Origin of the sequence: Aquisalinus flavus, assembly GCF_014640095.1 — a bacterium.
In the GTDB taxonomy this organism is placed as follows: Bacteria; Pseudomonadota; Alphaproteobacteria; order Caulobacterales; family Parvularculaceae; genus Aquisalinus; species Aquisalinus flavus.
Window position 1 is genome coordinate 1161551 of sequence record NZ_BMGH01000001.1, and the last position, 25550, is coordinate 1187100.

At 61.1% G+C, this 25550-nt stretch carries 22 protein-coding genes and 1 tRNA gene; 12 read left to right on the forward strand and 11 right to left on the reverse strand.

The annotated features are described in order from the left end of the window. Window positions 1-98 precede the first annotated feature (98 nt). Entirely contained in the window at window positions 99-1787 is a 1689-nt protein-coding gene (locus IEV88_RS15385) for a D-alanyl-D-alanine carboxypeptidase family protein (RefSeq protein WP_188160218.1), read from the reverse strand. A gap of 209 nt (window positions 1788-1996) precedes the next feature. Here IEV88_RS15385 and IEV88_RS05330 point away from each other — a divergent pair, with 209 nt between their 5' ends. Together IEV88_RS05330 and IEV88_RS05335 are read left to right on the forward strand one after the other, a co-directional pair. Then, on the forward strand, window positions 1997-2734 hold the full coding sequence (locus IEV88_RS05330; RefSeq protein ID WP_188160219.1) for a histidine phosphatase family protein: 738 nt from the start codon (window positions 1997-1999) through the stop codon (window positions 2732-2734). Between the two features lie 144 nt (window positions 2735-2878). Beyond that, window positions 2879-3805, forward strand: coding sequence for a hypothetical protein (locus IEV88_RS05335; protein ID WP_188160220.1), 927 nt, complete (start codon window positions 2879-2881; stop codon window positions 3803-3805). A gap of 107 nt (window positions 3806-3912) precedes the next feature. On the opposite strand, the gene IEV88_RS05340 is transcribed toward IEV88_RS05335, so the two are convergent. Then, window positions 3913-4524 carry a DUF6445 family protein gene (locus tag IEV88_RS05340; RefSeq protein ID WP_188160221.1) on the reverse strand — a complete coding sequence of 204 codons (612 nt, stop codon included), beginning with the start codon at window positions 4522-4524 and terminating at the stop codon, window positions 3913-3915. A gap of 80 nt (window positions 4525-4604) precedes the next feature. After that, window positions 4605-4694 (reverse strand) — tRNA-Ser (locus tag IEV88_RS05345). A 223-nt stretch (window positions 4695-4917) separates the two neighbouring features. Between IEV88_RS05345 and IEV88_RS05350 the strand changes: the two genes are divergently transcribed. Genes IEV88_RS05350 through IEV88_RS05375 form a run of 6 tightly spaced genes read left to right on the forward strand, consistent with a single transcriptional unit; the run spans window position 4918 to window position 10592 of the window. Then, on the forward strand, window positions 4918-5946 hold the full coding sequence (locus IEV88_RS05350) for a septal ring lytic transglycosylase RlpA family protein (protein WP_188160222.1): 1029 nt from the start codon (window positions 4918-4920) through the stop codon (window positions 5944-5946). A gap of 55 nt (window positions 5947-6001) precedes the next feature. Further along, complete coding sequence (locus IEV88_RS05355) at window positions 6002-7213, forward strand: D-alanyl-D-alanine carboxypeptidase family protein (RefSeq protein ID WP_188160223.1); 1212 nt, start codon at window positions 6002-6004, stop codon at window positions 7211-7213. Next, window positions 7210-7881, forward strand: coding sequence for a dTMP kinase (tmk, locus tag IEV88_RS05360; RefSeq protein WP_188160556.1), 672 nt, complete (start codon window positions 7210-7212; stop codon window positions 7879-7881). The genes IEV88_RS05355 and tmk overlap by 4 nt, the downstream gene beginning before the upstream one ends. Before the next feature lie 9 nt (window positions 7882-7890). Next, complete coding sequence (locus tag IEV88_RS05365) at window positions 7891-8928, forward strand: DNA polymerase III subunit delta' (RefSeq protein WP_188160224.1); 1038 nt, start codon at window positions 7891-7893, stop codon at window positions 8926-8928. A 3-nt stretch (window positions 8929-8931) separates the two neighbouring features. After that, complete coding sequence (locus IEV88_RS05370; RefSeq protein ID WP_188160225.1) at window positions 8932-9720, forward strand: TatD family hydrolase; 789 nt, start codon at window positions 8932-8934, stop codon at window positions 9718-9720. Next, window positions 9717-10592, forward strand: a complete 876-nt coding sequence (locus IEV88_RS05375; protein WP_188160226.1) for an MBL fold metallo-hydrolase — start codon at window positions 9717-9719, stop codon at window positions 10590-10592. The genes IEV88_RS05370 and IEV88_RS05375 overlap by 4 nt, the downstream gene beginning before the upstream one ends. Before the next feature lie 116 nt (window positions 10593-10708). Here the strand turns inward: IEV88_RS05375 and IEV88_RS05380 are convergent, their stop codons facing one another. Then, window positions 10709-12856, reverse strand: a complete 2148-nt coding sequence (locus IEV88_RS05380) for an outer membrane protein assembly factor BamB family protein (protein ID WP_188160227.1) — start codon at window positions 12854-12856, stop codon at window positions 10709-10711. Between the two features lie 119 nt (window positions 12857-12975). Between IEV88_RS05380 and IEV88_RS05385 the strand changes: the two genes are divergently transcribed. Continuing rightward, window positions 12976-14568, forward strand: coding sequence for an alkaline phosphatase family protein (locus IEV88_RS05385; protein WP_188160228.1), 1593 nt, complete (start codon window positions 12976-12978; stop codon window positions 14566-14568). A 16-nt stretch (window positions 14569-14584) separates the two neighbouring features. On the opposite strand, the gene leuD is transcribed toward IEV88_RS05385, so the two are convergent. The 5 genes from leuD to IEV88_RS05410 are packed head-to-tail and all read right to left on the reverse strand — an operon-like array spanning window position 14585 to window position 20210. Further along, window positions 14585-15187, reverse strand: a complete 603-nt coding sequence (gene leuD / locus IEV88_RS05390) for a 3-isopropylmalate dehydratase small subunit (protein ID WP_188160229.1) — start codon at window positions 15185-15187, stop codon at window positions 14585-14587. Next, window positions 15187-16611 carry a 3-isopropylmalate dehydratase large subunit gene (gene leuC, locus IEV88_RS05395; RefSeq protein WP_188160230.1) on the reverse strand — a complete coding sequence of 475 codons (1425 nt, stop codon included), beginning with the start codon at window positions 16609-16611 and terminating at the stop codon, window positions 15187-15189. Before leuC ends, leuD begins: the two co-directional genes overlap by 1 nt. Beyond that, complete coding sequence (leuB, locus tag IEV88_RS05400) at window positions 16608-17654, reverse strand: 3-isopropylmalate dehydrogenase (protein WP_188160231.1); 1047 nt, start codon at window positions 17652-17654, stop codon at window positions 16608-16610. The genes leuC and leuB overlap by 4 nt, the downstream gene beginning before the upstream one ends. 17 nt (window positions 17655-17671) lie before the next feature. Further along, window positions 17672-18598, reverse strand: coding sequence for a branched-chain amino acid transaminase (locus IEV88_RS05405; RefSeq protein WP_188160232.1), 927 nt, complete (start codon window positions 18596-18598; stop codon window positions 17672-17674). Between the two features lie 34 nt (window positions 18599-18632). Further along, a complete protein-coding gene (locus IEV88_RS05410) occupies window positions 18633-20210 on the reverse strand; it encodes a 2-isopropylmalate synthase (RefSeq protein ID WP_188160233.1) in 1578 nt (525 codons plus the stop codon). A 338-nt stretch (window positions 20211-20548) separates the two neighbouring features. On the opposite strand from IEV88_RS05410, the gene proB reads away from it, so the two are divergent. From proB to mazG, 3 genes are all read left to right on the forward strand, one after another. Beyond that, window positions 20549-21685, forward strand: a complete 1137-nt coding sequence (gene proB / locus IEV88_RS05415; protein WP_188160234.1) for a glutamate 5-kinase — start codon at window positions 20549-20551, stop codon at window positions 21683-21685. Window positions 21686-21699: 14 nt separating this feature from the next. Then, the gene (locus tag IEV88_RS05420; RefSeq protein WP_229731412.1) at window positions 21700-22980 is read left to right on the forward strand and encodes a glutamate-5-semialdehyde dehydrogenase; all 1281 of its coding nucleotides are present in this window, start codon (window positions 21700-21702) and stop codon (window positions 22978-22980) included. 65 nt (window positions 22981-23045) lie between these two features. Next, window positions 23046-23867 (forward strand): nucleoside triphosphate pyrophosphohydrolase, encoded by an 822-nt coding sequence (gene mazG, locus IEV88_RS05425; protein WP_188160235.1) that lies wholly within the window; start codon window positions 23046-23048, stop codon window positions 23865-23867. Window positions 23868-23869: 2 nt separating this feature from the next. On the opposite strand, the gene hflX is transcribed toward mazG, so the two are convergent. Together hflX and hfq are read right to left on the reverse strand one after the other, a co-directional pair. Beyond that, entirely contained in the window at window positions 23870-25249 is a 1380-nt protein-coding gene (gene hflX / locus IEV88_RS05430; protein WP_188160236.1) for a GTPase HflX, read from the reverse strand. 12 nt (window positions 25250-25261) lie between these two features. Continuing rightward, window positions 25262-25507, reverse strand: a complete 246-nt coding sequence (hfq, locus tag IEV88_RS05435; protein WP_155138788.1) for an RNA chaperone Hfq — start codon at window positions 25505-25507, stop codon at window positions 25262-25264. Between the last annotated feature and the right edge of the window lie 43 nt (window positions 25508-25550).

Below are 25550 nucleotides of genomic sequence, written 5' to 3' on the forward strand. Positions count from 1 at the left end.
CCGCTCAACCACTTGCGACCAATGCCGGTCATTCCCACAAGCGAATCATGCAGCATGAGAGCGGTCGCGGCAAGCAGTAATTCGTTAACCATTTGAGGTTATGGGGCTTTTTGGCTCCTGCTGGAAGCTGAGGCGCCGCCCGGCGCGCCTGCCATCTGCGCCAGGCAGACATCTTCCTCCGACGCGATCGACCAGATACCGGCCATGGCGCGCTCTTCGTAGCAGGGCAGGGCAGCGAGGAATTCCTGCGGCTTGTTGATTGGTCCGGCCTCGCGATAGAGCAGGGCCGTCTGCTTGCCGACATAGCGCCAGTGCCACGGCTCGTAGGTATCCGGGCCTGGCAGATAGTCATTGCCGGGCGGGTAGGACAGGATGAACCCGAAGCGCCACGCGTTTTCCTCGAAGCATTGATAGGCCCGATCGGTGGAGCGCATCAGGCGGCCATTGACGTCGATATCGGCGGCAAGCCCCAGCTGGTGCTCCGACGTACCGGGATCGGTCACCGTCCCATTGGTATTGCGGTCATAGAGATAGACCTGCGTCTGGTAGGATCGGTATCCGGAGCGCAGGGTCAGTCTTTCCCCCTCGATAGAACAATGGGCGAACAGGGTGTTCAGTTGCGACGGCATCGCCGTCGTCGCCTCATCGGTAACGAGCTCCGCCAGCCGTATCGACATCTCTTCCAGCCCCGGCGATTTGCTCAAGGGCACGGCGTAATCGACGGCGGCAACGAGATCTGTCGGCTTGTAATCCTCCGTCAGCGGAAAGTTGAGCGAGACAGGCCGGTTGATATCCATGCGGCGGTCGCGAACCTGGTTCGACAGGTAGCGGCGCGCGCCGAAGGCATCCGAGAACAGCCGCCTGATATGTGTGTTCAGGGCTTCGGCTTCGGTCAGCCGGTTCTGGCTTTTGTAGACGTCGGCAAGCAGGCGGATATAGAGTGTCAGTTCAGGGCTGTTGGAGCCGCGTGCCTGCTCCTGCGCATGGAAGGCGGTAAGATAGAGCGTCTCGGTATCCTTGTAGCGGCCGATCTTCTGGTACACCGGTCCGAGGAGCAGGGCGGTCTGCAGCGTGTCCTGGCTGGCAGCGCCGAGAAGCGCAAGCCTCGTCTGATAGCCAGCGGACAGCAGCCCCGCCGCGGCGTAATCGCCATTTTCCTGCATGGCGTAATACCCGCCGAGATCTGTCATTGCCGCGGCAGCTGCAAGGCGCACGTCTTCATCGCCGGTCAGAACTTCGCCATCGTGGATCGGCGCCAGCGCCTCGGCAAAGACCGGCATTGCTGCACGGACCTTGCCGGCGTAAAATGCCTCGAGGGAGTCCGGATCCGCCGGCACCTGCCGCGCAGCTTCGTCGCCTGCGGCTTCAAGGAAGGCGCTGTAGATGACGGCGGCATCCTGTGGCTGGCCGGCTGCCAGGCTCAGATGTGCGACCTCGTCCCGGATGATCGCCCGCTCGGTGACGGGCAGAGAGCCGGCCTTGCGCGAGGCCAGAACGTCCTGGTACAGCTTGATCGCTCTGGGATAATTGCCTTCACCGGCTTGAAGGCCAGCCAGCGTCTGCTTGATCTCGACCAGTTCCTCTGCATCAATGCCTTCGCTGGCGCGGATGGCAATGACCTGTTCGCCGTGGCCAATCGCACGGCTGCCAGCCCCGCTGTCGACAAGAGTAACAAAGCGGCTCTCGGCATGATCGGCATTGATCGTGACCATCAGCCAGAATGTGCAGGCATAAAGAAGGCCCACAACGCCCAAGATCATCGACAAGCTGATTGGCTGCTTAAACATCTACTCGCCCACAGTGCCCGTTAACCCTGCCCCAAACAATATCCATCATACGGCAACAGGGCATATTCGCCAGAGCAATTTCAATGCCTCCGGGACGGATTCAAGCAGCGAAACATGAAAATCCGCCACCCGTTGCCCTGAATCAACGACTCATCAACGCGTCAATTCGAGTATTGTACAATGGCACCGGGCATGGGCATAGAAGCGTTATGACCCTATCGACCGGACGACGCCGCCTCTATCTCATGCGCCATGGCCATGTGGACTATTTCCAGCCCGGCCTTGCTGATTTTACCACCGTACAACTGACGGATGAAGGCCGTGCGCAAGCGGAGGCGGCGGGGCAGGCCCTGCATGGCGTCAGCTTCGACCATGTTTTCCACTCGGCGTTGCCCCGCACCCGCCAGACGAGCGAACTCGTCCTCGCGGCGAATGCTAGTTGCCCGAATATCCAACCGGCGGAAGCGTCTGCATTCCAGGAGTTGCGAGGCGGCGTGTTTCGTACCGACAGCCGCGAAGAACTGGCCGCGCGGCTGGCTTTTTCCTTCGATGAAGCGACAGAGCCGGAGGCCGAATTCCTGCCCGGCGGCGAGCGCTTCGCCGATGCCTATGAGCGTGTCGTGGCGGGATTTGAAAGCCTCGTGCTGCACCAGAACTGGAAAACAGCGCTTCTCGTTGCCCATGAAGGGGTTAACCGCCTGCTGCTCGGTCATGCCAGCGGCGCCGGGCTCGCGGGGATCGCGCATTTTGAGCAGGATCTTGCCTGCATCAATGTGCTCGATATCGACGTGATCCCGGAAGGAGAGGACCGCACGATCCGGCGAATTCTCATCAAGGCCGTTAACATCACACCCTATGATTACGTAAAATCCGGCCTGCCGCGGACCAGTCTGGAACATCTCTTCGGCATCGATTTCGGCGGCTCGCGCCCATGGGCCAAGGGTTGACGGCCGGGGGGTGACGGAGAGGGGCTGAGGGCCAGGGACTGAGAGCGCATGGAGCGCCGCTCTGTGACACCTCAAGCGCCGTTTACTCTTTCTCATTTCTCATGTTAGTTTAAGATGGTGATGGGGTTCTCTTGGGAGTGAATCATGAGTTACGGCGAACGCAAGGGTGTCCGCAAACTACCCGGTGAATACAATTTCGCGGACATGATCGGATTTGGTCTCGCCGGTGCCCTTGGCATTGTCTTCGCAATCATGGCCGACATGCAGCAAAGTGACGGTGGGTCCGCTCTGTTCACCGTGAGCCGCTGGTTTTCCTATGTTTCCGTGATGATCGGGATTGGCTCACTGCCGCTCTACGTGGTCATTCTCATCCTCATGGCGATTGGCGCAGGGGCGGTCTATTACTTCCAGCCGGTGACCCTCCAGGGCGCTTTTGCCCAGGGCTTCGGCGTCCTTGCAGCCGTGATGACGGTGGCGCCGTCCGATATCGGACGGCCGCTCGACGCGCCGGACATGCCTACCATCATAAACGAGAGCGAAGCATCGGCAGGGGTCCAGGCCCGGTTTGCAGGGTATGTCGGGGACCTTGAAGGCTCCGCCATGAGAGACAGCCTGTTTCAGGAAGCCGTGCTTTCGTCGGGATCCACCCCCGCCGTCCGGTCACGCCCTCTTGCCGTTGCGCTCCAGTCCAGCGAAGCCACAAGCTTCAACCTGACGATGGAAATCATGCTGCCTAACGGGCTCAAGGAAGAACCGGATGTCATGATCCGTCGTGGCACGATGCGCGGCAAGCTGCGCAACGACGATAACGGGCAGACATACAACGTTTTCCTGAATTCCGGCGCGATCGTCCGAAAGTCGCCGACTAACGACAGATTGACCATCATGACCAGCGTGCCGGGTAGCGGGAATACAGCCAATCTGCGCGCCCGTATCGAGATCGACGGTTATGCCATCAACCTTGAATCCTTCACCGCCACGGCCGGCCGGAGCAATAGCTGGCAGATATCGATGACGCCGTCTTCCACACCGATGTTCATGCAGCGCCTCAACCAATCCTACGATTTTTGATCGTCCTCGACAGAGGACCATCCTGCGCCGGGGACAGTGTGCGGGATTGCCAATCTGGTCGCTAGGGAAAGCAGATCACGTTGCAGCCATCGCGGCGACCAGCGGACCTATCCGGTCTGCGTGTTCTCGAAGAACAGCGGCACGATCAACCGGCCGTTTTCCGGCGTCGTACCGAAGGACTTGCCGGCATCGTGCCACATATAGCCCCTGAACAGGACCGCCCGATTGAATTTCATCGGTATCATCATGATCTCGTCCCAGCCGGTCCGATCGCCGGATTGGGCGAGCACCGACTTCATCGCTTCATCGGGTGAGGCGAACCCGGCACGCTCGGCCTCTCCGGGGAAAACCGGCGCGCGTTCCCAGCCGGTCTTCCTGTGGCGGAAGAAATGGGTTCCGTCCTGACAATGTTCATCGAGGGTCAGGTAAAGAATCATCGACCAGTGACAGAAATCGGCGTGGACACTGACCTTGCCATCGTCTCCCCCCAGAGCGATGCGCGGCACGGCGTGGGAATAATGCTGCGCTGGGGCCAGCGGCTCATGAGTGATGTCGCTGATCAGCCGCTCGATGCCCTGCAAGGGCAGTCTCGCGCCGGCATTGCGCCCGGGGTAATAGGCGCCTTCAGGACGTGCCGGGAATTGCATCGACAGCGCCTGTTCTCGCATCCCGTGCGGGTCGGGCAGGAAATCGTCGATGATCATGTGCGTCAGATGCATTGTGCGAGCCTCCGGCATTTGTTGGTAGCCGACAGCGGCGACTTGTCAACACGACCGTTTTGCCAGCAAGAGCGGGCGAGTGGCGGATGGGGTGGGATTCGAACCCACGGAACGCGTGAACGCTCAACGGTTTTCAAGACCGCCGCTTTCGACCACTCAGCCACCCATCCGGGGCAGGGGCAAGGCTGCACGCCAACCCCCGAAAGTCCGGCCTGTCTAACACCGGGCGCGCGCGCTGTTCAACTGCTTTGTGAGCCTTGCGGCAGCCATGGTTAATACTTCAGTAATGCCCTTGCCCGATCTTGCCGCTGATACGACAATGAAGAGCTTGCAGGGGTGTTTGCCATGATCGCGAAGGCCGTTTCGGTTTCAAATTTCCTCAGGATCCTGTCCATGGCCATTATCATCCTGGCCCTGGCCGCCTGCGCAGGCGGGAAGAAAAAGGATGCGCCGGGCAGCATCGTGGTGCCGCCCGCCGCCCAGGCAAACCCGCACAAGAAGATCGGCAATCCCTACAAGGTCGCCGGCATCTGGTATTATCCGTCGGAAGACCCCGGCTATGACCGCACCGGCATCGCCTCTTGGTACGGACCGAAATTTCACGGGCGCAAGACCGCCAATGGCGAGATCTTTGACATGAACCGGCTCACCGCGGCGCATCCCACGCTGCCGTTGCCGTCGATCGTGCAGGTCACCAACGTCAAGAATGGTAATACCATCAATGTCCGCCTGAATGATCGCGGGCCTTTCGCCCATGGACGTCTCATCGACATGTCACGAGAGGCAGCGATTGCGTTGGGCTTCAAGGATGACGGGTTGGCCGAAGTAAGGGTGCGCTATCTCGGCCCGGCCAGTCTCGATCAGGCCATTACCGCTCTCGGCCAGCCCGAATCCTACGCCGACGGCACCTATGCCATGCCGACGGAGGCTGTCCTCACTGCCGCGAATGATCTCGACACGGTTCACACCCGCATTGCCAGCGGTCCCGAGATCAAGTCGACCGAAGCGATCAGCAATGCCGGCCAGATCGACAGCGAAGCCCTTGAGGCCGTGCGCACCTCCGTCCGCGCTACCGAGCGCCAGGTGAGGGAGGAAGTCGTCAGCGGATCAGGCAGTTACTTCGAAGAGGAACCTGTCAGCCTGCCCGACTTCAACGAGGTTCTGGACGTCGTCGGTGGCGATCCGGCAAGTGATGTGTGGGTCGTCCAAATCGGCGCATTTTCCTCGCGCCACAATGCAGAGCAGGCCGCGTCCCGCTTTGGCAGGACCATTCCCGTCCATCGTGAAGACATTGTCACCTCCACCGGCATGCCGCTGACACTGGTGCGCCTCGGGCCCTATCTCAGCCAGTCGGACGCGGAAACGGCGCTGAAAGTCGCCCGGCACAGCGGTTTTGGCGATGCGCGTATTGTGGCGCCATGACAAGCACCCTATAGTTTTGCCGACCGACAACATTTAAGCGAAATCCGGACGGACTATGGTTGCGTTTGCAAGAGCAGCGCTGCTCGGCATCATTGCGTTTCTGACAATTGCGGGCGGCGCGGCTGCCCAGCAGGAGCAATATTTGACGACCTCTGCCCAGCAGGCGATTATCATGGATTACGAAACCGGGACGGTGTTGTTCGAGAAAAACGCGCAGACCCCCGTGCCCCCTGCATCCATGAGCAAGCTGATGACGGTGGCGATCCTGATGGACATGCTTGAAAAGGGCGAACTCTCTCCGGACACACCCTTTTATGTAAGCCGGAAGGCCTGGCAGACGGGCGGCTCGAAAATGTTCGTTCTCGTCGATACCACCATTCCGGTCATTGACCTGTTGAAGGGGATCATCGTGCTGTCCGGCAACGACGCCTGCGTTGTCGTCGCGGAGAACATATCCTCGCCGGTCATGGGCAATGTCACGCGCGAAAGCGAACTTGGCAGTGTCGAAGCCTTTGCCGACATCATGAATGCTAAGGCTGAAGAATGGGGTCTGACCCAATCGACCTTTGCCAACCCGTCCGGCCTGCCTGACCCCGATCAGCTTATGAGCATGTCCGATCTCGCCAGGCTGTCGGCGAAGATTATACGGGACTATCCGGAATATTACGACACGATCTTCGACCTTCCGGAATTCACGTGGTCCAATATAACCCAATCGAACCGCAACCCGCTTGTCGGTGCCTTCGCCGGGGCAGACGGACTGAAGACAGGGCATACGGATGAATCCGGTTATGGCGTCGCTGGTTCAGCCATCCGGGACGGCGTACGTCGTATCGTAGTGCTGCACGGGCTGGAAAGTGACGCCATGCGCACCCGCGAAAGCCGCCGCGTGATGGGGCTTGCCTTTTCGGAGTTCACGACCCGTCGATACTTCACCAGCGGAGATATCGTCGGCGAGGCTGATGTCTTTCTTGGCAAGCAGGAAACCGTTCCGCTCAAGATCAAGAATAATGTCGTCTTCACCCGTCACAACCGCATCCTCCAGGGCGCCGAGGCGACACTGCTTTACGAAGGGCCGGTCAAGGCGCCGGTTCGCGCGGAAACGCAGGTCGGTCTGTTGCGGCTTGAGATTCCCGGCGAGCCGCCAAGGGAATACCCTCTTTACACGGCAGAGCGCGTCGATGGCATCGGCATTGCCGGCAAGATGGGGATCGGCCTGAAGGCCCTTTTCACGCCGCCAAGCGCCCGCGAGAACGAGCCGTCCTGATGGCCGGGCTTTTCATCACATTTGACGGCTTGGAGGGCTCCGGCAAAAGCACGCAGATCCAGCGCCTGAAAGAGTGGCTGGAACAGGCCGGTCACGAGGTGGTCGCGACACGGGAGCCGGGCGGTACTGACAATGCCGAGACCCTCCGCAATCTCCTCGTTTCAGGCGACACTGCTGCATGGTCGCCGGTATCGGAATGCCTGATCATGAATGCCGCCCGATCTGACCATTTGGAACGCCTGATCCGCCCGGCGTTGGCGGAAGGCAAGATCGTCCTCTGCGACCGGTTCATGGACTCCACGCGCGCCTATCAGGGTGGTGGCGGCAAGCTGCCCATGGCCGACATTCTCGCGATCGAGCGCAGCGTCGTCGGCGAGACGGTGCCGGATGTGACTTTCCTGTTCGATCTCGACCCAGCCATCGGTCTTGGCCGCGCCGGCAAGCGCAATGCCGGGCATGACAATTCCGGGCATGGGGAGGGCGGGCAGGCGAGCGAGGACCGGTTCGAGCGCAAGGGCCCCGAATACCACGCGGCTGTCCGCGACGTTTTCAGACAGATCGCGACTGATGAGCCGGACCGCTGCATCCTGATAGATGCGGCGCTGCCCATCGATAGTGTCACACTCGCTCTGCACAAGGCTTTGCAATCACGCGGTATTCCCGGTTAGATCAGCGCCATGGCAGAACCAGACGAGCATCCCTATCCGCCACCGGAACAGCGCCAGACCCTTGCCGGGCACCAGGCCGCCGAGGCGCGCCTGCGCCAGCTGCTGGACGAGGGGGCGCTGTCGAATGGCTGGATGCTCGCAGGCCCGCAGAATGTCGGCAAGGCGACGCTGGCCTATCGGCTGGCCCGCGCCTTTCTGGACCGCCAAAGCCTCAGTAACGGGGAATATCTTGCGACAGCCCAGAGCAAGTCGGCGCATCTGGTCGGCCAGAAGGCCCACCCCGATCTGTTCATCGCCGAACGGCAATGGGACGACAAGAAAGACCGGCTCGCAGGCGAGATCACCGTCGATACGATCCGCCAGTTGATTTCCTTCATGGGCCGCACCTCCGGCAGCGGCTATCGTGTCGCCATTATCGACAGCGCCGACGATCTTAACCGCAACGCCGCCAACGCGCTGCTGAAGGTGCTGGAAGAGCCGCCGGCAAAGGCGCTCGTTATCCTGTTGACCAGCGCCCCCGGCCGGTTGCTGCCGACCATCCGCTCCCGCTGTCGTGTACTGACACTCAAACCATTGGACGACCACGACGTCGCCGCATTTCTGGAAGCGGAGGGTACAGCCACCGGCGACAAGGCCCTCGCTCTTGCGACCGCCGCCGCCGGGCGGCCCGGCTTTGCGCTGCAGCTGGCCGCAGGCGAGGGGGCGGATGCCCTCGCCGCGGCGGAGAGTTTCATCAAGGGCGCGCTTGACGGGCGCGGCCTCGCGGCTCTTGCTGATCGCATGGCCCTGAAATCGGCCGAGCCGATGTGGGAGAGCTTCAAGGCAATTCTGTTGCGCCAGCTCTCGACCGCGGCGACCGCGATCGCCACCGGTGAGCCATTGCGGCCACAGTTGGCCGTTTTCCAGGGGCGGTCGCCGGGCAGCATTGCGGCGGCATGGGAAGAAATTTCCAACCTGATTGCACGCTCCGAGGCACTGAATACGAACCGTACACAGATAGTTCTCGGTATGGGCGCGATCATGAAGAAACAGCTGAAAGGGGACTGAGGCATGTTCGTCGACAGCCACGTCAATTTGCATGGCGAGAGATACGAGGACGATCTTGCCGACGTTCTGGCCCGAGCCGCCGAGGCAAGGGTAAGTCACATGCTGACGATTTCAGACCGTCTCGATTCCTTGCCGGCCATAACTGAAATTTCCGATTCCCACGCCAATATCTGGCACTCCGTCGGCGTCCATCCGCATCATGCCAAGGATTATGCAGACCTGACTGCCGAACGGTTGATCGAGCTGGCACAGCATCCACGGGCCGTCGGCATCGGCGAGTGCGGCATGGATTTCTATTACGAATATTCCGACCGCGACGCACAGGAGCCGGTGTTTCGCGCCCATGTCCACGCGGCGCAGGAAACAGGTCTGCCACTGATTATTCACACCCGCGACGCCGATGACGTGACCGGCGACATCATCAGCGGCGAGCATTCGGCCAAGCCGTTTGTCCCGCTCATGCATTGCTACACCAGCGGCCCGGACCTGGCTGAGCGCGCGCTGGCGCTTGGCGGCTATGTCTCTTTCTCGGGCATAATCACCTTCAAGAAAGCCGACGATGTCCGCGCCATTGCCGAGATGGTGCCGATGGATCGGCTACTGATCGAAACGGACTGTCCATATCTCGCACCGGTCCCGCATCGCGGTCAGCGTAACGAGCCTGCCTTTGTGCCGCATATCGCCGAAAAGCTCGCCGAGATAAAAGGTGTTGATACGGAAGAAATCGCCAGGGTAACCACGGACAATTTTTTCCGTCTGTTTTCAAAGGCCGGGAAGGAGCAGGGGGTTTGACCCTGCGTGCCATCATTCTCGGCTGCGGCTCGTCCGGCGGCATTCCACGTCCCGGCGGCCCGGGTGGCAAGGGGCAGTGGGGTCAACTCGATCCGTCAGAGCCGAAGAACCGCCGCATGCGCTGCTCGATACTGGTGCAGAAAGAACACCCGGAAGCCGGCTGGTCCGAGCCTGAAATGTTAACGACCGTGCTGGTCGACACCTCACCGGATCTGGCCCGGCAATTGTTAATGGCGCAGGCCGCGCGGCTCGATGCGGTCTTTTTCACCCATGATCATGCCGACCAATCTCACGGCATCGACGATCTGCGGGCCATGGCGCTGTCCATGCGCCAGCGCGTGCCAACCTATATCGATCAGTCTCTGTCGCCCGAGATCGTCGATCGCTTTCGCTATTGCTTTCACCAGAAGCCCGGCAGCAGCTATCCGCCAATCCTCGAGCTCATCGACATGCCGGCCTGCGGCGAGCGCGCAATCGTTAACGGACCATCGGGCAGCATTGCCGTGGTACCGTTCCTGCAGCATCACGGCCGGATCGACTCCCTGGGCTTTCTGTTTGGCGAGCACGATCTCGACCTGTCAAATCTCGACGGGCGTGGCATCGCATATTCGAGCGACACGAACGCGCTGCCGGACGAAACCTTCGAGCTGCTCGACCGGGTCGGCCTGTGGATCGTCGATGCGCTGCAAAGAAAGCCGCATCCGAGTCATTCGCATCTGGAACAATCGCTGGACTGGCTGGCACGTGTCAAAGCGCGTCGCGGCGTGCTGACCAACATGCATCTCGACATGGACTACGGCGCACTGTGCAATGAGCTGCCGGAGCATGTGGAACCAGCCTATGACGGCATGTTGTTGACTCTGCAGGAATAGCGGGCCCGGCAGCACTACCCGCTACCGGTCTGAACCGCTACAAACAATTTTCGACAATATAAATTGTGCGCGAAACGGATCAGGCCAATTCCAAGCTATCTCAGACCATCTGGCGCTTATTGCGCAGCCTCTTCCGCACGCTCGGGCAAGGCAAAAGCGACATAGCTCGCGCCGCGCTCGCCGCGTCGTGCGCCACCGGCCGGCGTGACTACGAACTGGCGGCCATCGGCTTCATAGACCGCTGGTGTGCCGACGCCGCTCTGCGGCAGCTTATGCGACCACAGCAACTCACCGGTCATCTTGTCGAACGCCCTGAATCTCCTGTCCTTGACCGTTGCGCCGATGAAGACCAGCCCGCCAGCTGTCACGACCGGTCCGCCATAATTCTCGCTGCCGGTATCGCCCATGCCGTCAGCGGCAAGCTCCGGATACTGGCCCAGCGGCTTGCGCCAGACATGCTCGCCAGTCGACAGGTCGATCGCCGTCAGCGTGCCCCATGGCGGCGCATTGGCCGGATAGCCATCCGGGTCGAGCAGCTTGTTGTACCCGTCGATGACAAAGCGCGTATCGAAGGGTTGGTCACGGACCATGTCGCTGTGGATTGGCGCGTCCTCGCCGGTCAGCACATGCGCGGCCAGCGCCGAAATCGCAACAGGCTCCAGCGCGGCGGCAAAGCCCGGCATCCGGCCATAGCCGCTGGAAATGATCTCCTCGACGTCCGCCAGCGCGTAACGCGCATCGAGGCCCTCCAGCGACGGAAACTCCCCCGTCCTGGCCTTGTCCATGCCATGGCAGGTCGCGCACATCGCGCCGTACAAGTCCGACGCCCGGCCCAGCTCTGCGCGATCAGGGTTCTCCTTCATCTTCAGGATCCACGGCACCTCATTGGCATTGACATAGAAATAGCCCGTCTCCGGATCGAACGCGCCGCCGCCCCATTCACCGCCGCCATCCATGCCCGGAAAGATCGCCTGCCCGGCAAGGCTCGGCGGGCTGAACGGATGATGCGCATCGAACCCGGCAATTTGCGCTTCGACGGCCGCGCGCGCCTCTGGCGTCCGGTCCGTCACAACGAAATCCTGTCGCGCAAACGGCCTTGGCAATGCTGGCACCATCTGAGGACTGACGACCTGTTCGCCCGGCAGGCTGGATGGCGGTACCGCTACCTCCTCCAGCGGAAACAGCGCCTCACCAGTCTCCCTATCCAGCACCCAGATATGGCCGGTCTTGGTGATCTGGATCAGCGCATCGACGGTCCTGCCATCAATCGTCAGTGTGGCGAGCGTCGGCGGTGCCGGAATATCCCGGTCCCACAAATCATGCTTCACGAGCTGCCGGTGCCAGATCCGCTTGCCGGTCTCGATATCCAGCGCGAGGATAGAATTGGCAAACAGATTGTCGCCATGGCGGTCCGCACCATAGAAATCAGATGCAGCAGAACCTGTGCCGAGATAGACAATACCCCGCCCCTCATCCAGCGCCATGCCGGCCCAGTTATTAACACCGCCGGCATACATCCACGCATCCTCCGGCCACGTCTCATAGCCATATTCGCCCGGCTGCGGGATCGTATGGAAGATCCATTTCATCTCACCAGTGCGCACATCATACGCCCGGATATGACCCGGCGCCGTCGGCAATTGCTCGCCCATCCGCGTGCCCAGAACCATGGTGTTGCCATGGATGACGCCCGGCGTGCCCAGCTCCGCATCGACCATGGCTGGGTCGCGGCCCAGCCCTTCGGCAAGATTGATCGCCCCGCCCTGCCCGAACGCCGCGTCCAGTTCACCGGATTTCGCATCGACCGAAAACACATAGCGCCCGGCGATACCAAACACCCGGGAAATGTCGCCATCGCTCCAGTACATCAGCCCGCGCGGCGCGCCCTTGAACCACGTATTTGTCTCCTCAGGATACGGAAATTTGAAAACCCAATTGGGTTCACCGGTAACAGGATCGAGCGCATGGATGCCCCCTTCCGGTCCGGCGACATAGATCATCCCGCCGACAGCGAGCGGCGTCGAATGCATCGTCCCCGCCTGTCCGTCCTCGCCTGTGTCATAGGTCCAGGCGACCTGCAACTGGCTGACGGTATCGCGGTTGATCTCCTCGAAGGGCGCATATTTCTGCTGATCGTATCCGCCGCCATAGAGCCATTCGGATACATCTGCGAGCCGGGGTGCTGTCGCTGCCGGCTGATCGTCCTTTGGCCCACCGCACCCCGCGAGTGACAAAACAGTCGCGGCTATGACAAATCTTCTCATGGCCGTCCCTCCCGGCTCTATTATTACGAGCATTGTTGCCTGTTTCCGGCTTGGCGCAAGCCGGCCCTTTGACGAAATGTCACAAAACATGGATATCAGGCACACAAAGGAGAATTTTTATGCGCTTGATCACCACCGTTTGCCTGACCGCCCTCATCGCCGGTTGCGCCCAGATGCAGACCGCAGCCCCTGGCACGCCAGCCGCCGCGACGATGGCCCGTGAGGCCCCGGCCGCCCCGAAACCTGTCACTTCCATCCCGGTGCGGGTCGCCGACAATGAATGGTACCAGGCCGGACAGGAAACGCTGAAAGAGAATCTTGCCAGACGCCCGATCGATCGCCCGGCGAAGAACGTCATCCTGTTCATTGCCGATGGCATGGACACGACCACGGTAACCGCTGCCCGCATCTTTGCCGGCCAGCAAAAAGGCATGTCCGGCGAGGAAAACGTACTCGCCTTTGAGACCTTGTCGCATGTGGCGATGTCAAAGACCTACAACACCAATCAGCAGGTGTCGGACAGTGCCGGCACGGCCACTGCCATGCTCACCGGCGTCAAGACCAAGGCCGGTGTCATTTCCATCAGCGACGAGGCCATGGTCGGTGATTGCGCAGGCGGGCTCGCCAACCCGGTGATGACAGCGGGCGAACTGGCCGAGCAGGCCGGCATGGCCGTTGGCGTCGTCTCGACCGCCCGCCTCACCCACGCGACGCCCGCGACCGTTTATTCACACTCCGCCAGCCGCGACTGGGAGAGCGACGCCGACCTGCCGGAAGGCGCAGAAGCCTGCCCTGACATAGCGAGCCAGCTTCTCTCCTTCCCCTATGGTGACGGTATCGACGTCGCGCTCGGTGGCGGTCGCAGCAATTTCATGCCGAAGGAAATGGCTGACCCGGAATATGCAGACCGCACTGGCCGCCGCACTGACGGCCGCGACCTGACCGCGGAATGGGAGGCCAATGGCGGCACTTTCGTCTGGAACAAGGCAGGCCTTGAGGCAGCGTCCGGCAAGGTCCTCGGCCTTTTCGAGCCCTCCCACATGCAATATGATGCCGACCGCAGCGCCGATGACGAGCCCTCTCTCGCGGAGATGACGGAAAAGGCCATCGACCTCCTGTCGTCTGACGAAGATGGATATTTCCTGATGGTCGAAGGCGGCCGCGTCGATCATGCCCACCATGGCGGCAATGCTTCGCGTGCCCTGAGCGACACTGTTGCCTTTGACGAGGCGGTCGCCGCCGCTCTGGAAATGGTCGACCTGCAGGATACGCTGGTCATCGTCACTTCCGACCATGGCCACACCCTGACCTTCGCGGGCTATCCGAAACGCGGCAATCCGATGCTCGGCGTCGTGGTCTCTACAGAGGATGACGGCTCCCCCTCCACCGAGCCCTATCCGGCTGGTGACGGCAAGCCTTACACGACGCTCGGCTATGCCAATGGCCCGGGCTCCATTCTGATCGGCCATGACGAAGACGACCATCTCGAGCGTCCGGACGTATCCGACGAGGAGGCTCAAGGTCTCGATTACCAGCAGCAGGCCCTCATCCCGAGCTATTCCGAGACCCATGGCGGCCAGGACGTGACAATCTACGCCAGCGGTCCGCAGGCCTATCTGTTTGATGGCACGGTGGAGCAGAACTACATCTTCCACGTTATCGACTACGCCCTCGGCCTGAACCAGCGGGCAGAAGCGGCGTCTGCTGAGTAAAAGGGCGCCTGGCGCTCTACGCGTACAACCAGGGGCGGGCCATCTTGTCCCGCTCCTCGAAGGCTGTGATGGCATCCGCATCCTGCAGCGTCAGGGCGATCTCATCGAGTCCGCCGAGGAGACGCTCCTTGCGGTATGCGTCGATCTCGAAGTCCGTCACCGTGCCATCCGGTGCCACTACTGTCTGTGCTTCCAGATCGACGGTGAACTGTCGGCCTGTCGCTTTCTTCAGCAGTTCCTGAATATCGCTTTCCGGCAGGGTGATCAGCAACAGGCCGTTCTTGATCGCGTTGCCGAAAAAGATATCGGCAAAGCCCGGCGCGATGACGCAACGATAGCCGAGATCCATCAGCGCCCAGACGGCATGTTCACGCGACGAGCCGCAGCCAAAATTCGGTCCGGCAATCAGCACCTTGCTCTTGTCATAGGGCGGCCTGTCGAAAGGCGATGAATTGCGCAAATTGCCGTTCTCGTCATAGCGCACTGTCTCGAAACAATATTTGCCAAGGCCGGTGCGGGAAATCGTTTTCAGATGTTCTGCCGGGATGATCACATCCGTATCGACATTGGAGCGGTAGAACGGCGTCGCGACAGCCGTCAGTATCGTGAACGGTTCCATCAGGCAGGCTCCTTCGCCATTAGATCGCGCACGTCGGTAAAGTGTCCAGTGATTGCAGCTGCGGCGGCCATGGCTGGAGAGACGAGATGGGTGCGCGCGCCCGGTCCTTGCCGTCCGACGAAGTTCCGGTTTGAGGTCGAGGCACAGCGCCCTTGCGCCGGCACCTTGTCCGGGTTCATGCCGAGGCACATGGAACAGCCCGGTTCGCGCCATTCAAACCCGGCATTGATGAATATCTCGTCGAGGCCCTCTGCCTCGGCCTGATCGCGCACGAGCCCCGAGCCCGGCACGACCATCGCCAGCTTGATCGTCGGCGCGATCGTCCGCCCGCGCAGCACCTCGGCGGCGGCACGCAAATCCTCGATCCGCGCATTGGTGCACGACCCGATGAAGACATGATCGACACTGACATCGGCAATCTTCATGCCGGGACGCAGGCCCATATAATCGAGCGATTTTTCCGCCGCCGCCTGCTTTGCCTTGTCTTCGATACTGGCAGGGTCCGGCACGACGGCGCTGATCGGCAGCACGTCTTCCGGGCTGGTGCCCCAGGTCACCTGCGGCTCGATTTCGGCGGCGTTCATCGTGATGTCGATATCGAATTCGGCATCCTCGTCCGTATAGAGCGTTTTCCAGTGGTCGACGGCAACATCCCACTGGCCGCCTTTTGGCGCGAAGGGGCGGCCCTTGATATAGTCGAATGTTTTCTCGTCCGGCGCGACCAATCCTGCGCGGGCGCCCGATTCAATCGCCATATTGCATAGCGTCATGCGCCCTTCCATGCTCAGGGAACGGACGGCCTCGCCGGCATATTCGATGACGCAGCCCGTGCCGCCAGCCGTGCCGACCCTGCCAATGATCGCCAACGCCATGTCCTTGGCCGTGATACCCGGCGGCAAGTCGCCCTCGACCAATACGCGCATGTTCCTGGCGCGCTTGACGACCAGCGTCTGCGTCGCCATCACATGCTCTACTTCCGACGTGCCGATACCAAAGGCCAGCGTGCCGAAGGCGCCATGGGTCGAGGTATGGCTGTCGCCGCACACCATGGTCAGGCCTGGCTGGGTAAACCCCTGTTCCGGTCCGACCACATGGACGATACCCTGGCGCACATCGAGCATGTCATAGAGCTGAACGCCGAACTCCTCCGCATTCGCCATCAGCGCCTCGACCTGCTGTTTCGACATCGGATCAGTGATCGGCTCCGTGCGCGGCGTCGTCGGCACGTTGTGATCGAGCATGGCGAGCGTTGCATCGGTACGGCGCATCCGCCGCCCCGCAAGGCGCAAACCCTCGAACGCCTGCGGGCTGGTCACTTCGTGCACCAGCTGGCGATCGATATAGAGAAGCGCGTCGGCACCGCCCCTGTCAGCAACAATGTGTGCGTCGTAAATCTTGTCATAGAGCGTCTTGCCAGTCATCACACTCTCCGCGCGATGGCATCGGCAGCTGCATCGGTCGACAGCGCGCCGCCGAGATCGCCGGTGACATCCCCCGCCTCGATCGCCGCATCAATGGCCGCTGTGATCGCGGCAGCGGTCTCCGGCTCGCCCAGCCCGGTCTCCAGCATCATGGCAATGGAGGCAATCATGCCGATGGGGTTGGCCTTGCCCTGCCCGGCAATATCCGGCGCTGAGCCATGGATCGGCTCGAACACGCCGGGCCCGTCATCGCCCATCGAGGCGGAGGGCAAGACGCCGATGGAGCCCACGAGCATCGAGGCCTCGTCGGTCAGGATATCGCCGAACATGTTCTCGGTAACGATCACATCGAAATCGGCCGGCGAGGAAATCAGTTTCATCGCCATGGCATCGACCAGCATGTGATCGAGCGTCACGTCAGGATATTCCTCAGCCATCACGCGTGTCGTCACCTCGCGCCACAGCTTGGAGGTCATCAGCACGTTGGACTTATCAACGGATGTCACCCGTCCTTTGCGCTGACGGGCCATATCCCCTGCCCGCCGCACGATACGCTCGATCTCGGACGTCGTGTACCGGCACTCGTCAGTGGCCCAGTCGTCACCGCGATCTTTGGCCCCGAAATAGATACCGCCAGTCAGCTCGCGAATGACGACGATATCGACGCCATCGAGATGGCCATCGCGAAATGCCGTCCGTCCGGCAAGTGCCGGAATATTCCGTACCGGGCGGATATTGGCATAGACACCCAGCGCCTTGCGCATGGCGAGCAGGCCCTTTTCGGGGCGTTGCTCTGGCGGCAGGCTGTCATATTGCGGCCCGCCAACGGCCCCCAGCAGAACGGCATCGGCAGCCTTGCAGGCCGATTCAGTGTCTGCCGGAAACGGTGTGCCGGTCTCGTCGACCGCCACACCGCCAAAAAGGCAATCCTGAAAAGACAGATCGAGCCTGAATTTTTCCGCTGCCGCGTCGAGCACCCTGCCCGCCGCCGTCATGATTTCAGGGCCGATGCCGTCACCGGCCATCCGCACGATCCGTCTTGTCATTGCTTCCTCTACTTTTCTTACTTTTCGATGGGCTCCAGCCAGCCCCATTCATCTTCCGTCTCCCCGGTGAAGAGACCGAAGAAGGTCTTCTGAATCTTGTCCGCAATCGGATAATGTCCGTCGCCCACCTCGTGATCGTCGACAGAGGCGACCTTGGTCACTTCCGCTGCCGTACCGGTCAGGAAGATTTCATCGGCCGCATACAGCATCTCGCGCGGGAGATTTTGTTCCACGACTTCATAACCCAGCTTGCTGGCGAGCGTGATCACGCTGTCGCGGGTGATACCGCCGAGGATCGAGGCTGCAAAGGGCGGGGTTATGATCCGGCCGTTCCTGACGACGAACAGGTTCTCGCCGGCGCCTTCGGACACAGTGCCGTCATGGGCCAGGCCTATACCCTCGGTATAGCCGCGCTTCTTCGCCTCGATGGTGATGAGCCGCGACGACAGGTAGTTGCCGGCCGCCTTCACGCCCGCCGGGATCGTGCCCGGCGCCGAGCGCCGCCAGGACGAGACACCGACCTTGATGCCCTTGGCCATTGCCTCGTCGCCGAGATAGCGTCCCCACGGGAACGCTACGATCGACACATCCGTCGGGCAATCGAGCGAATACGGGCCGACCTCGCCATAGCCGAGATTGGCGTTGATGCGGATATAGGCGGACTCAAGCCCGTTGGCGCGCACCGTCTCCGCCGCAGCGTCGAGGATTTCCTGCCGGGTGAAGGGAATATCGATGTAATAGACCTTCGCCGAATAGAACAGCCGATCGATATGCGCCTTGTTGCGGAAGATGCAGGTGCCCTTGTGGTCGGTCTTGTAGGCGCGGATGCCCTCGAAGGCGCAGGTTCCATAGAGCAGCGCGTGGGTCATCACATGGGTCGTCGCCTCTTTCCATGGGACGAGTTTGCCATTGTGCCAGATCTTGTCGACTTCCTGGATTGCCATGGGTCAGTGCCTTTCAAGCTTGTCGCGATTATCTTCAGGATTGCTGCGCACGGTTACGCACAATCCTGTTCATTGCGTCAAGATAGGCGATGACGCTGGCGAACACGATATCGGTATGCACGCCGGAGCCATGGATGCGCGGGCGCCGGTCGACACTGTCCTCACCGCCAACGACCATCTCGTTCTCCGACGAGTTGTCGAGCAGGTGCACATCGGCCCAGCCCTGGGCGTCGATGCCGGTGCCGATGGATTTCACCGAGAAATCCTCCAGATGCACGTCGAGACCGACAATTTCCTTGATCGAGGAGAATGCCGCATCGAGCGGGCCATTGCCCCGGGCCTCATGGGTATGAACGGTGCCGTTCTGGTGGGTCAGGGTGACATGGGCCGTCGCATGGCCGTCGCGCTCGGCCCCGGTCTTCAGCCCGGCGACGCGCCACGGGCCGCTGGCATTCATGGCGTGGCCGAGGATCAGCGACTTCAGATCGTCATTGGTGACGTTCTTCTTGGAGTCGGCGAGCTGCTTGAACGCCTCGAACACCTCGTTCAGCCGCTCGCCCGACAGATTGTGGCCGAGTTCCCGCGCCCGGTCGGCAAGCGCATTGCGACCGGAATGTTTGCCCAACACCAGCAGCGATGTCGGTGCGCCGACATCGGCCGGCCGCATGATCTCATAGGTCTGCAGGTTCTTCAGCATCCCGTCCTGGTGGATGCCGCTTTCATGGGCAAAGGCGTTGTCACCGACAATCGCCTTGTTGCGCGGCACGTCCTGCCCGGTCAGGCGCGACAGCAGGCGGCTGGCGTTGTAGAGTTTCGTCGTGTCGATTTGCGTCGTCAGCTGGAAAAAATCGGCGCGGGTGTTGATCGCCATCACCACCTCTTCCAGTGCGCAATTGCCGGCGCGCTCGCCGATACCGTTCAGAGCACATTCGACCTGCCGCGCTCCGCCACGCACGGCAGCGAGTGAATTGGCGACCGCCATGCCCAGATCGTCATGGCAATGGGCCGAGAAGACAGCCTTCTCCGCGCCCGGCGTGTTGGCGATGAGATAGCGGAACAGGTCCTCGATCTCCTGCGGGGTCGTGTAGCCGACCGTGTCGGGCACGTTGATGGTGGTGGCTCCTGCCTCGATCGCTGCGCCGAAGACCTGCACCAGATAGTCCCGCTCGGTGCGGATCGCGTCTTCGGCGGAGAACTCGACCTCATCGGCCATGTCTTTTGCCTGCCGCACAGCGGCGACGGCCTTTTCGAGCACCTCTTGCTTGCTCATACGCAGCTTGTGTTCGCGGTGGATGGGGCTCGTCGCGATGAAAGTGTGGATGCGCTTTCTCGCAGCCGGCGCGATGGATTCGGCCACGGCGTTGATATCCTTCTCGTTCGCCCGCGCGAGGCCGCAGATGAACGTGTCATGCATGTCAGCCGCCTCGGTAGCGATTGCCTTCACCGCCGCGAAATCGCCCGGCGAGGCGACGGGAAATCCGGCCTCGATGACATCGACCTTGAGCTCGAGCAGCGCCTTTGCCATGCGCACCTTTTGATCTAGGTCCATGGAGAACCCCGGTGCCTGTTCGCCGTCCCTCAATGTCGTATCAAAAATCCGAACCTGTTCCATCTTTCACTCAATGTCGCTTTGCTTGCCATTTGCGTTAAAAAAAACCCCGTTTCTGGTGAAACGGGGCGGTGTCGACATCCTTCAGCGGATCGTCTACATCGCCCATCCCCTAAGAAGAAGTACGAGGCCAATGCCCGAAACACCGGCGAGAAGCACAGACAGAAACCGCCCGCGGACATCCGCTTTGCGGGCTATCGCGATAGCTTTCGCGTTTCGTCTCTGATAAGGCCTGCGGTATTGCATAACGGTCAAAATTCCTTGTGGATTTAGCAGAAACTAGCTGTATTGGCGGGCCGACACAAGGGTAAAATGGCAAACTGGACGAATTAGAGAGAGTTATGAGCAATCAAGCTGCTGACACGATCAAGAATGCCAAGCGGATCGTCATCAAGGTGGGCTCCGCCCTGCTGATTGACGAAAACGGTAACCTGCATGCCGGCTGGCTGTATAATCTGGTCAAGGACATTGCCTTACTGCGCAAATCCGGAAAGGAAGTCATCATCGTCTCCTCCGGTGCGGTCGCGCTCGGGCGCCGCCGTCTCGGTATCGGCTCGGTGATGAACAAGAATGAGAAACATGCCGCCGCCGCCGCCGGTCAGGTACACATCATCAATGCCTACGAAAACGCCTTTGCCGGTTATCAAACAGTGATTTCGCAGGTTCTTCTAACCCTTGATGTGACCGACGACCGCGTCAGCTATCTCAACGCGCGCGACACGCTCGACACCCTCCTCGAACTGGGCAGCGTACCGGTGGTGAACGAAAACGATTCGATCACCACGCGGGAGGGCCGCTACGGCGACAATGACCGGCTGGCCGCTTACGTGGCCCAGATGTCGGATTCCGATGCGTTGATCCTGTTGTCGGATATTGACGGGCTTTATACGGGCGATCCGCGCATGAACCCGGACGCGGAATTCATTCCCGTCGTCACCGAAATCAGCGACGATATCCGCGCCATGGCGGGTGGCACAGCCCGCAAGGGCGCCGGCACTGGCGGCATGCGCACCAAGATCCTCGCCGCTGAAATTGCGATGCAGGCGGGCGTCTCGACCATCATCGCCAAGGGGCGCACCAAGGAAGATATCGGCCCGATCACCCGTCTGCTCGGTGGTGGCCAGGCCACCCTGTTCAAGGCCGAGGCAACCGATGAATCTGCCCGCCGGATCTGGATCGGGTCGCATTTTCAGTCGAAGGGCACTATCTACATCGACGAGGGCGCCGAAAAAGCCATTCGCGACGGCGCCAACTTGCTTGCCGCAGGCATCAGCCGCGTTGACGGGCAGTTCGAGAAGGGTGATGCGGTCAGCATCGCCAATTTGAGGGGCGACGAGATCGCCAAGGGCCTCACCGGCTACAGCGCGTCAGAGATACAATTGCTGGCCGGGGCCAAGACCGCAGATATCGCAGAGCGCGTCGGCTATAAGGGCCGCGCCGCCGTGGTCCACTATCAGGACCTCGTGTTTGATGATTAGAAAAGAGGTAAAAGATGTTACAGAAGCCTGAGTTAGACAATGTAGATGAGATGATGCACGAAATGGGTGCCGAGGCCCGCAAGGCTTTCGGTGTGCTGTCCCAATCGTCTACCGACAACAAGAATAGAGCGATTCTGGCCGCCGCACGCCTGATCGGCGAGCGCGAAGACGCTATTCTCGAAGCCAACGCCAAGGACATGGCCGCCGCCAGGGATAAAGGTCTGACCGGCGCGATGCTGGACCGGCTCGAATTGACACCCGAGCGCCTTGCCGGCATCCGTGACAGCCTCGAACAGATCGCTGCGTTGAAAGACCCGGTTGGCGACGTCATCGCTGGGTGGGATCGTCCGAACGGCCTGAAAATAGAGCGGGTGCGCACGCCTCTCGGCGTCATCGGTGTCGTCTATGAAAGCCGCCCGAACGTCACGGTCGATGCCGGTGCCCTCTGTCTGAAATCGGGCAACGCCGTCATCCTGCGCGGTGGCTCTGAAAGCATCAACTCCTCCGTCGCGCTGCATCGCTGTCTTGCCGATGGTCTGGAAGAGGCCGGCCTTCCCGCCGCTGCCGTGAGCTATGTCAACACGACCGACCGCGCCGCTGTCGGCGCGATGTTGTCGGGCCTCGGCGGCAATCTCGACGTCATCATTCCGCGCGGCGGCAAATCCCTCGTCGCCCGCGTCCAGGATGAGGCGCGGATCCCGGTCATCGGCCATCTCGACGGCCTCGTCCATGTCTATGTCGACAAGGCCGCCGACCTGGAAAAGGCCGCGAAGATTATCGTCAACGCCAAGATGCGCCGTACCGGTGTCTGCGGCGCGGCTGAAAAGCTGCTGATCGACAAGGCCATTGCCGAGAAGGCCGTGCCTGCCCTGACCACGTCCCTCACCGAAGCGGGCTGCGCCCTGCGCGGTGACGATGCCTCCCGCTCCCTCGATGACCGGGTCACACCGGCCGAAACCGAAGACTGGGTGACTGAATATCTTGCCCCTGTCATCACGGTTGGTGTGGTCGACGGTGTCGAGGGTGCCATCAAACACATAGCCGCCCATTCTTCAGGTCATACCGAAAGCATCATCACCGAGGACCAGGCGACCGCCGACCGCTTCATTCAGGGCGTCGACAGTGCGATCGTCATGCATAATGCCTCGACCCAGTTCGCCGATGGCGGCGAGTTCGGCATGGGCGCCGAGATCGGCATCGCCACGGGCCGCATTCACGCCCGTGGCCCGGTCGGCGTCGAGCAACTGACAACGTTCAAATATGTCGTGCGCGGGACCGGCCAGACACGGAGTTGATCTGGCAATCGGCGCCGAGTCTCGGGCATAAGGGTGGCTGACGCAGCCACCCTTGAGACGCCCCGATGAGTTTTCAGCCCCCGACAGACCGTCGCGACATCACGGCCCTGCTCCGGATCATGCGCGATCTGCGCAATCCAGAGGGCGGCTGTCCGTGGGATCTGGAGCAGGATTACCGCTCCATCGCAAAATATACGATCGAGGAAGCCTATGAAGTCGTCGACGCCATCGAGCGCGACGACCTTGGCGACCTTCAGGACGAACTGGGCGATCTGCTGTTGCAGGTCGTTTTCCACAGCCAGATGGCTTTCGAAGACGGCAAATTCACCTTTGCCGACGTCATCCAGTCGATTTGCGACAAGATGGTGCGCCGCCACCCCCATGTCTTCGTGCAGGACGGCAGCGAGCTTGCCGAGGGCCGCGATGCCGACGGCGTGCTGCAGGCATGGGAAGACATCAAGGCGGCGGAGCGCGCCGAAAAAGGGCAGGACAAGACCCGTATCCTCGACGATGTGCCGGTCGGCCTGCCGGCCCTTGTCCGTGCCGTGAAACTGCAAAAGCGTGCCGCCCGGGTCGGCTTCGACTGGCCTGAGGCCGGCCAGGTGCTCGACAAGCTATCGGAAGAAATCGGCGAACTAACCGAAGCGCGCAGCCACAAGGGCGCTGATGCGATCGAGGATGAGTTCGGCGATATCTTGTTTACGCTGGCTAACTTGTCCCGCCATCTTAAAGTTGATCCTGAAAAGGCATTGCGCCGGGCAAATGCCAAGTTCACACAGCGCTTTTCCGCGGTTGAGGATAGTGTCGACGCATCGGGGCGAGGCTTTGACCAGCACTCGCTCGATGAGCTTGAAGGCTATTGGCAGCGCGCCAAAGCCAGCGATTGACGTCAGGGCTCGTATCCGCCACGCGCTGCCGGCGGTATTCGTGAGCTGGCCCGGCCCTCTGAAAACAGCTGCGACCGAAACTGCTTCATGAACTGGCCCGCGGCTTTTTCCGAGAGTTTCGTTGCGATCAGGGCCTTGCCGCCTGACTCACCCTGCTCCATCACCTCGCCATGGGCATGCAGCCAGGCAATGGCCGCGCCGTCGGATGGCTCCAGCACGGCGTGATAGATATGGTGATCGCGGGTCAGCACCCGGTCGATCTCGGCATAGAGCGCATTCATGCCGGTGCCTGTCAGCGCCGAGACCGGTACGATGAACGGATTTGCCAGCGTGCCTTGGGCCTTGGTCGATTTCACCGCGCTCAGTTCCAGCGTCTCGTCCATCTGGGCCTTGTCCATCAGGTCGATCTTGTTCCAGACCTCGATCACGAGCCGGTCGGTGTTGTCGCCCTCGATCCCGAGCTCGCGCAGAACCGTCAGAACATCGGCCCGCTGTGCCTCGGTCTCCCTGTGATGGGCATCACGCACATGCAGGATCACATCCGCTTCAAGTACTTCCTCAAGAGTTGCCCTGAAGGCCGCGACAAGCTGGGTCGGCAGGTTGGAGATGAAGCCGACCGTATCGGAGAAGATGACCCGCGTCGCGCCCGGCAGGTCGACCGCCCGCATGGTCGGGTCGAGCGTCGCAAACAACAGGTCCTCCGCCACCACATGGGCGTCGGTCAGCCGGTTGAAAAGCGTTGATTTGCCGGCATTGGTATAGCCGACCAGTGCGACGACCGGATGCGGCGCCCGTTTGCGCCCGGCCCGCTGCAGGGTGCGCGTGCGGCGCACTTCCTCGATCCGCTCTTTCAGCTTGTCGATCTTGTCGGCGAGTTGGCGGCGATCGCTCTCGATCTGCCGTTCGCCCGGACCGCCGAGGAACCCGGCGCCGCCGCGCTGGCGCTCGAGGTGGGTCCATGACCGCACGAGGCGCGAGCGCTGATAGGTCAGGTGCGCGAGGTCAACCTGCAACCGGCCTTCCTTGGTCTGGGCCCGCTCGCCGAAGATTTCGAGGATCAGCGCCGTCCGGTCCAGCACCTTCGCATCCCAGGCCTTTTCGAGATTGCGGTGCTGCACCGGCGACAGATCGGCGTCGATGATGATCAGTTCGGGTTTCGGGTCATAGCGCTCGCGCATGGCCATCACTTCGTCGACCTTGCCCTGCCCGAACAACGTGGCGGACTTGGGCCGGTTGATGACGACTTTCTCCTGGTGCACGACATTGAGATAGATGGCCGCGGCAAGGCCGACCGCTTCCTGCAGCAGCTCTTCAGGCTGACGCAGGCGGTAATCGGTCTCTTTGAGGACCGGATGGATGACAATGGTACTGGTTCTGGTCAAGTGACGGGGTGTCTACTCAGTCTCGAGCTCGTCGTCCTCGAACATCTTCACGGGGGCAGACGGCATAATGGTTGAAATCGCATGCTTGTAAACAAGCTGCGCATGACCGTCTCTTTTCAGCAGAACGCAGAAATTGTCAAACCAGGTGACAATGCCCTGCAGCTTGACCCCGTTGACCAGAAAGATGGTGACCGGCGTCTTTGTCTTGCGAAGCTGGTTTAGGAATACATCCTGAAGGTTTTGTTTTTTATCGCTCATTTTTATAAGTCTCTGTCGCGTGTCGGACCAGCATTTTTGCACT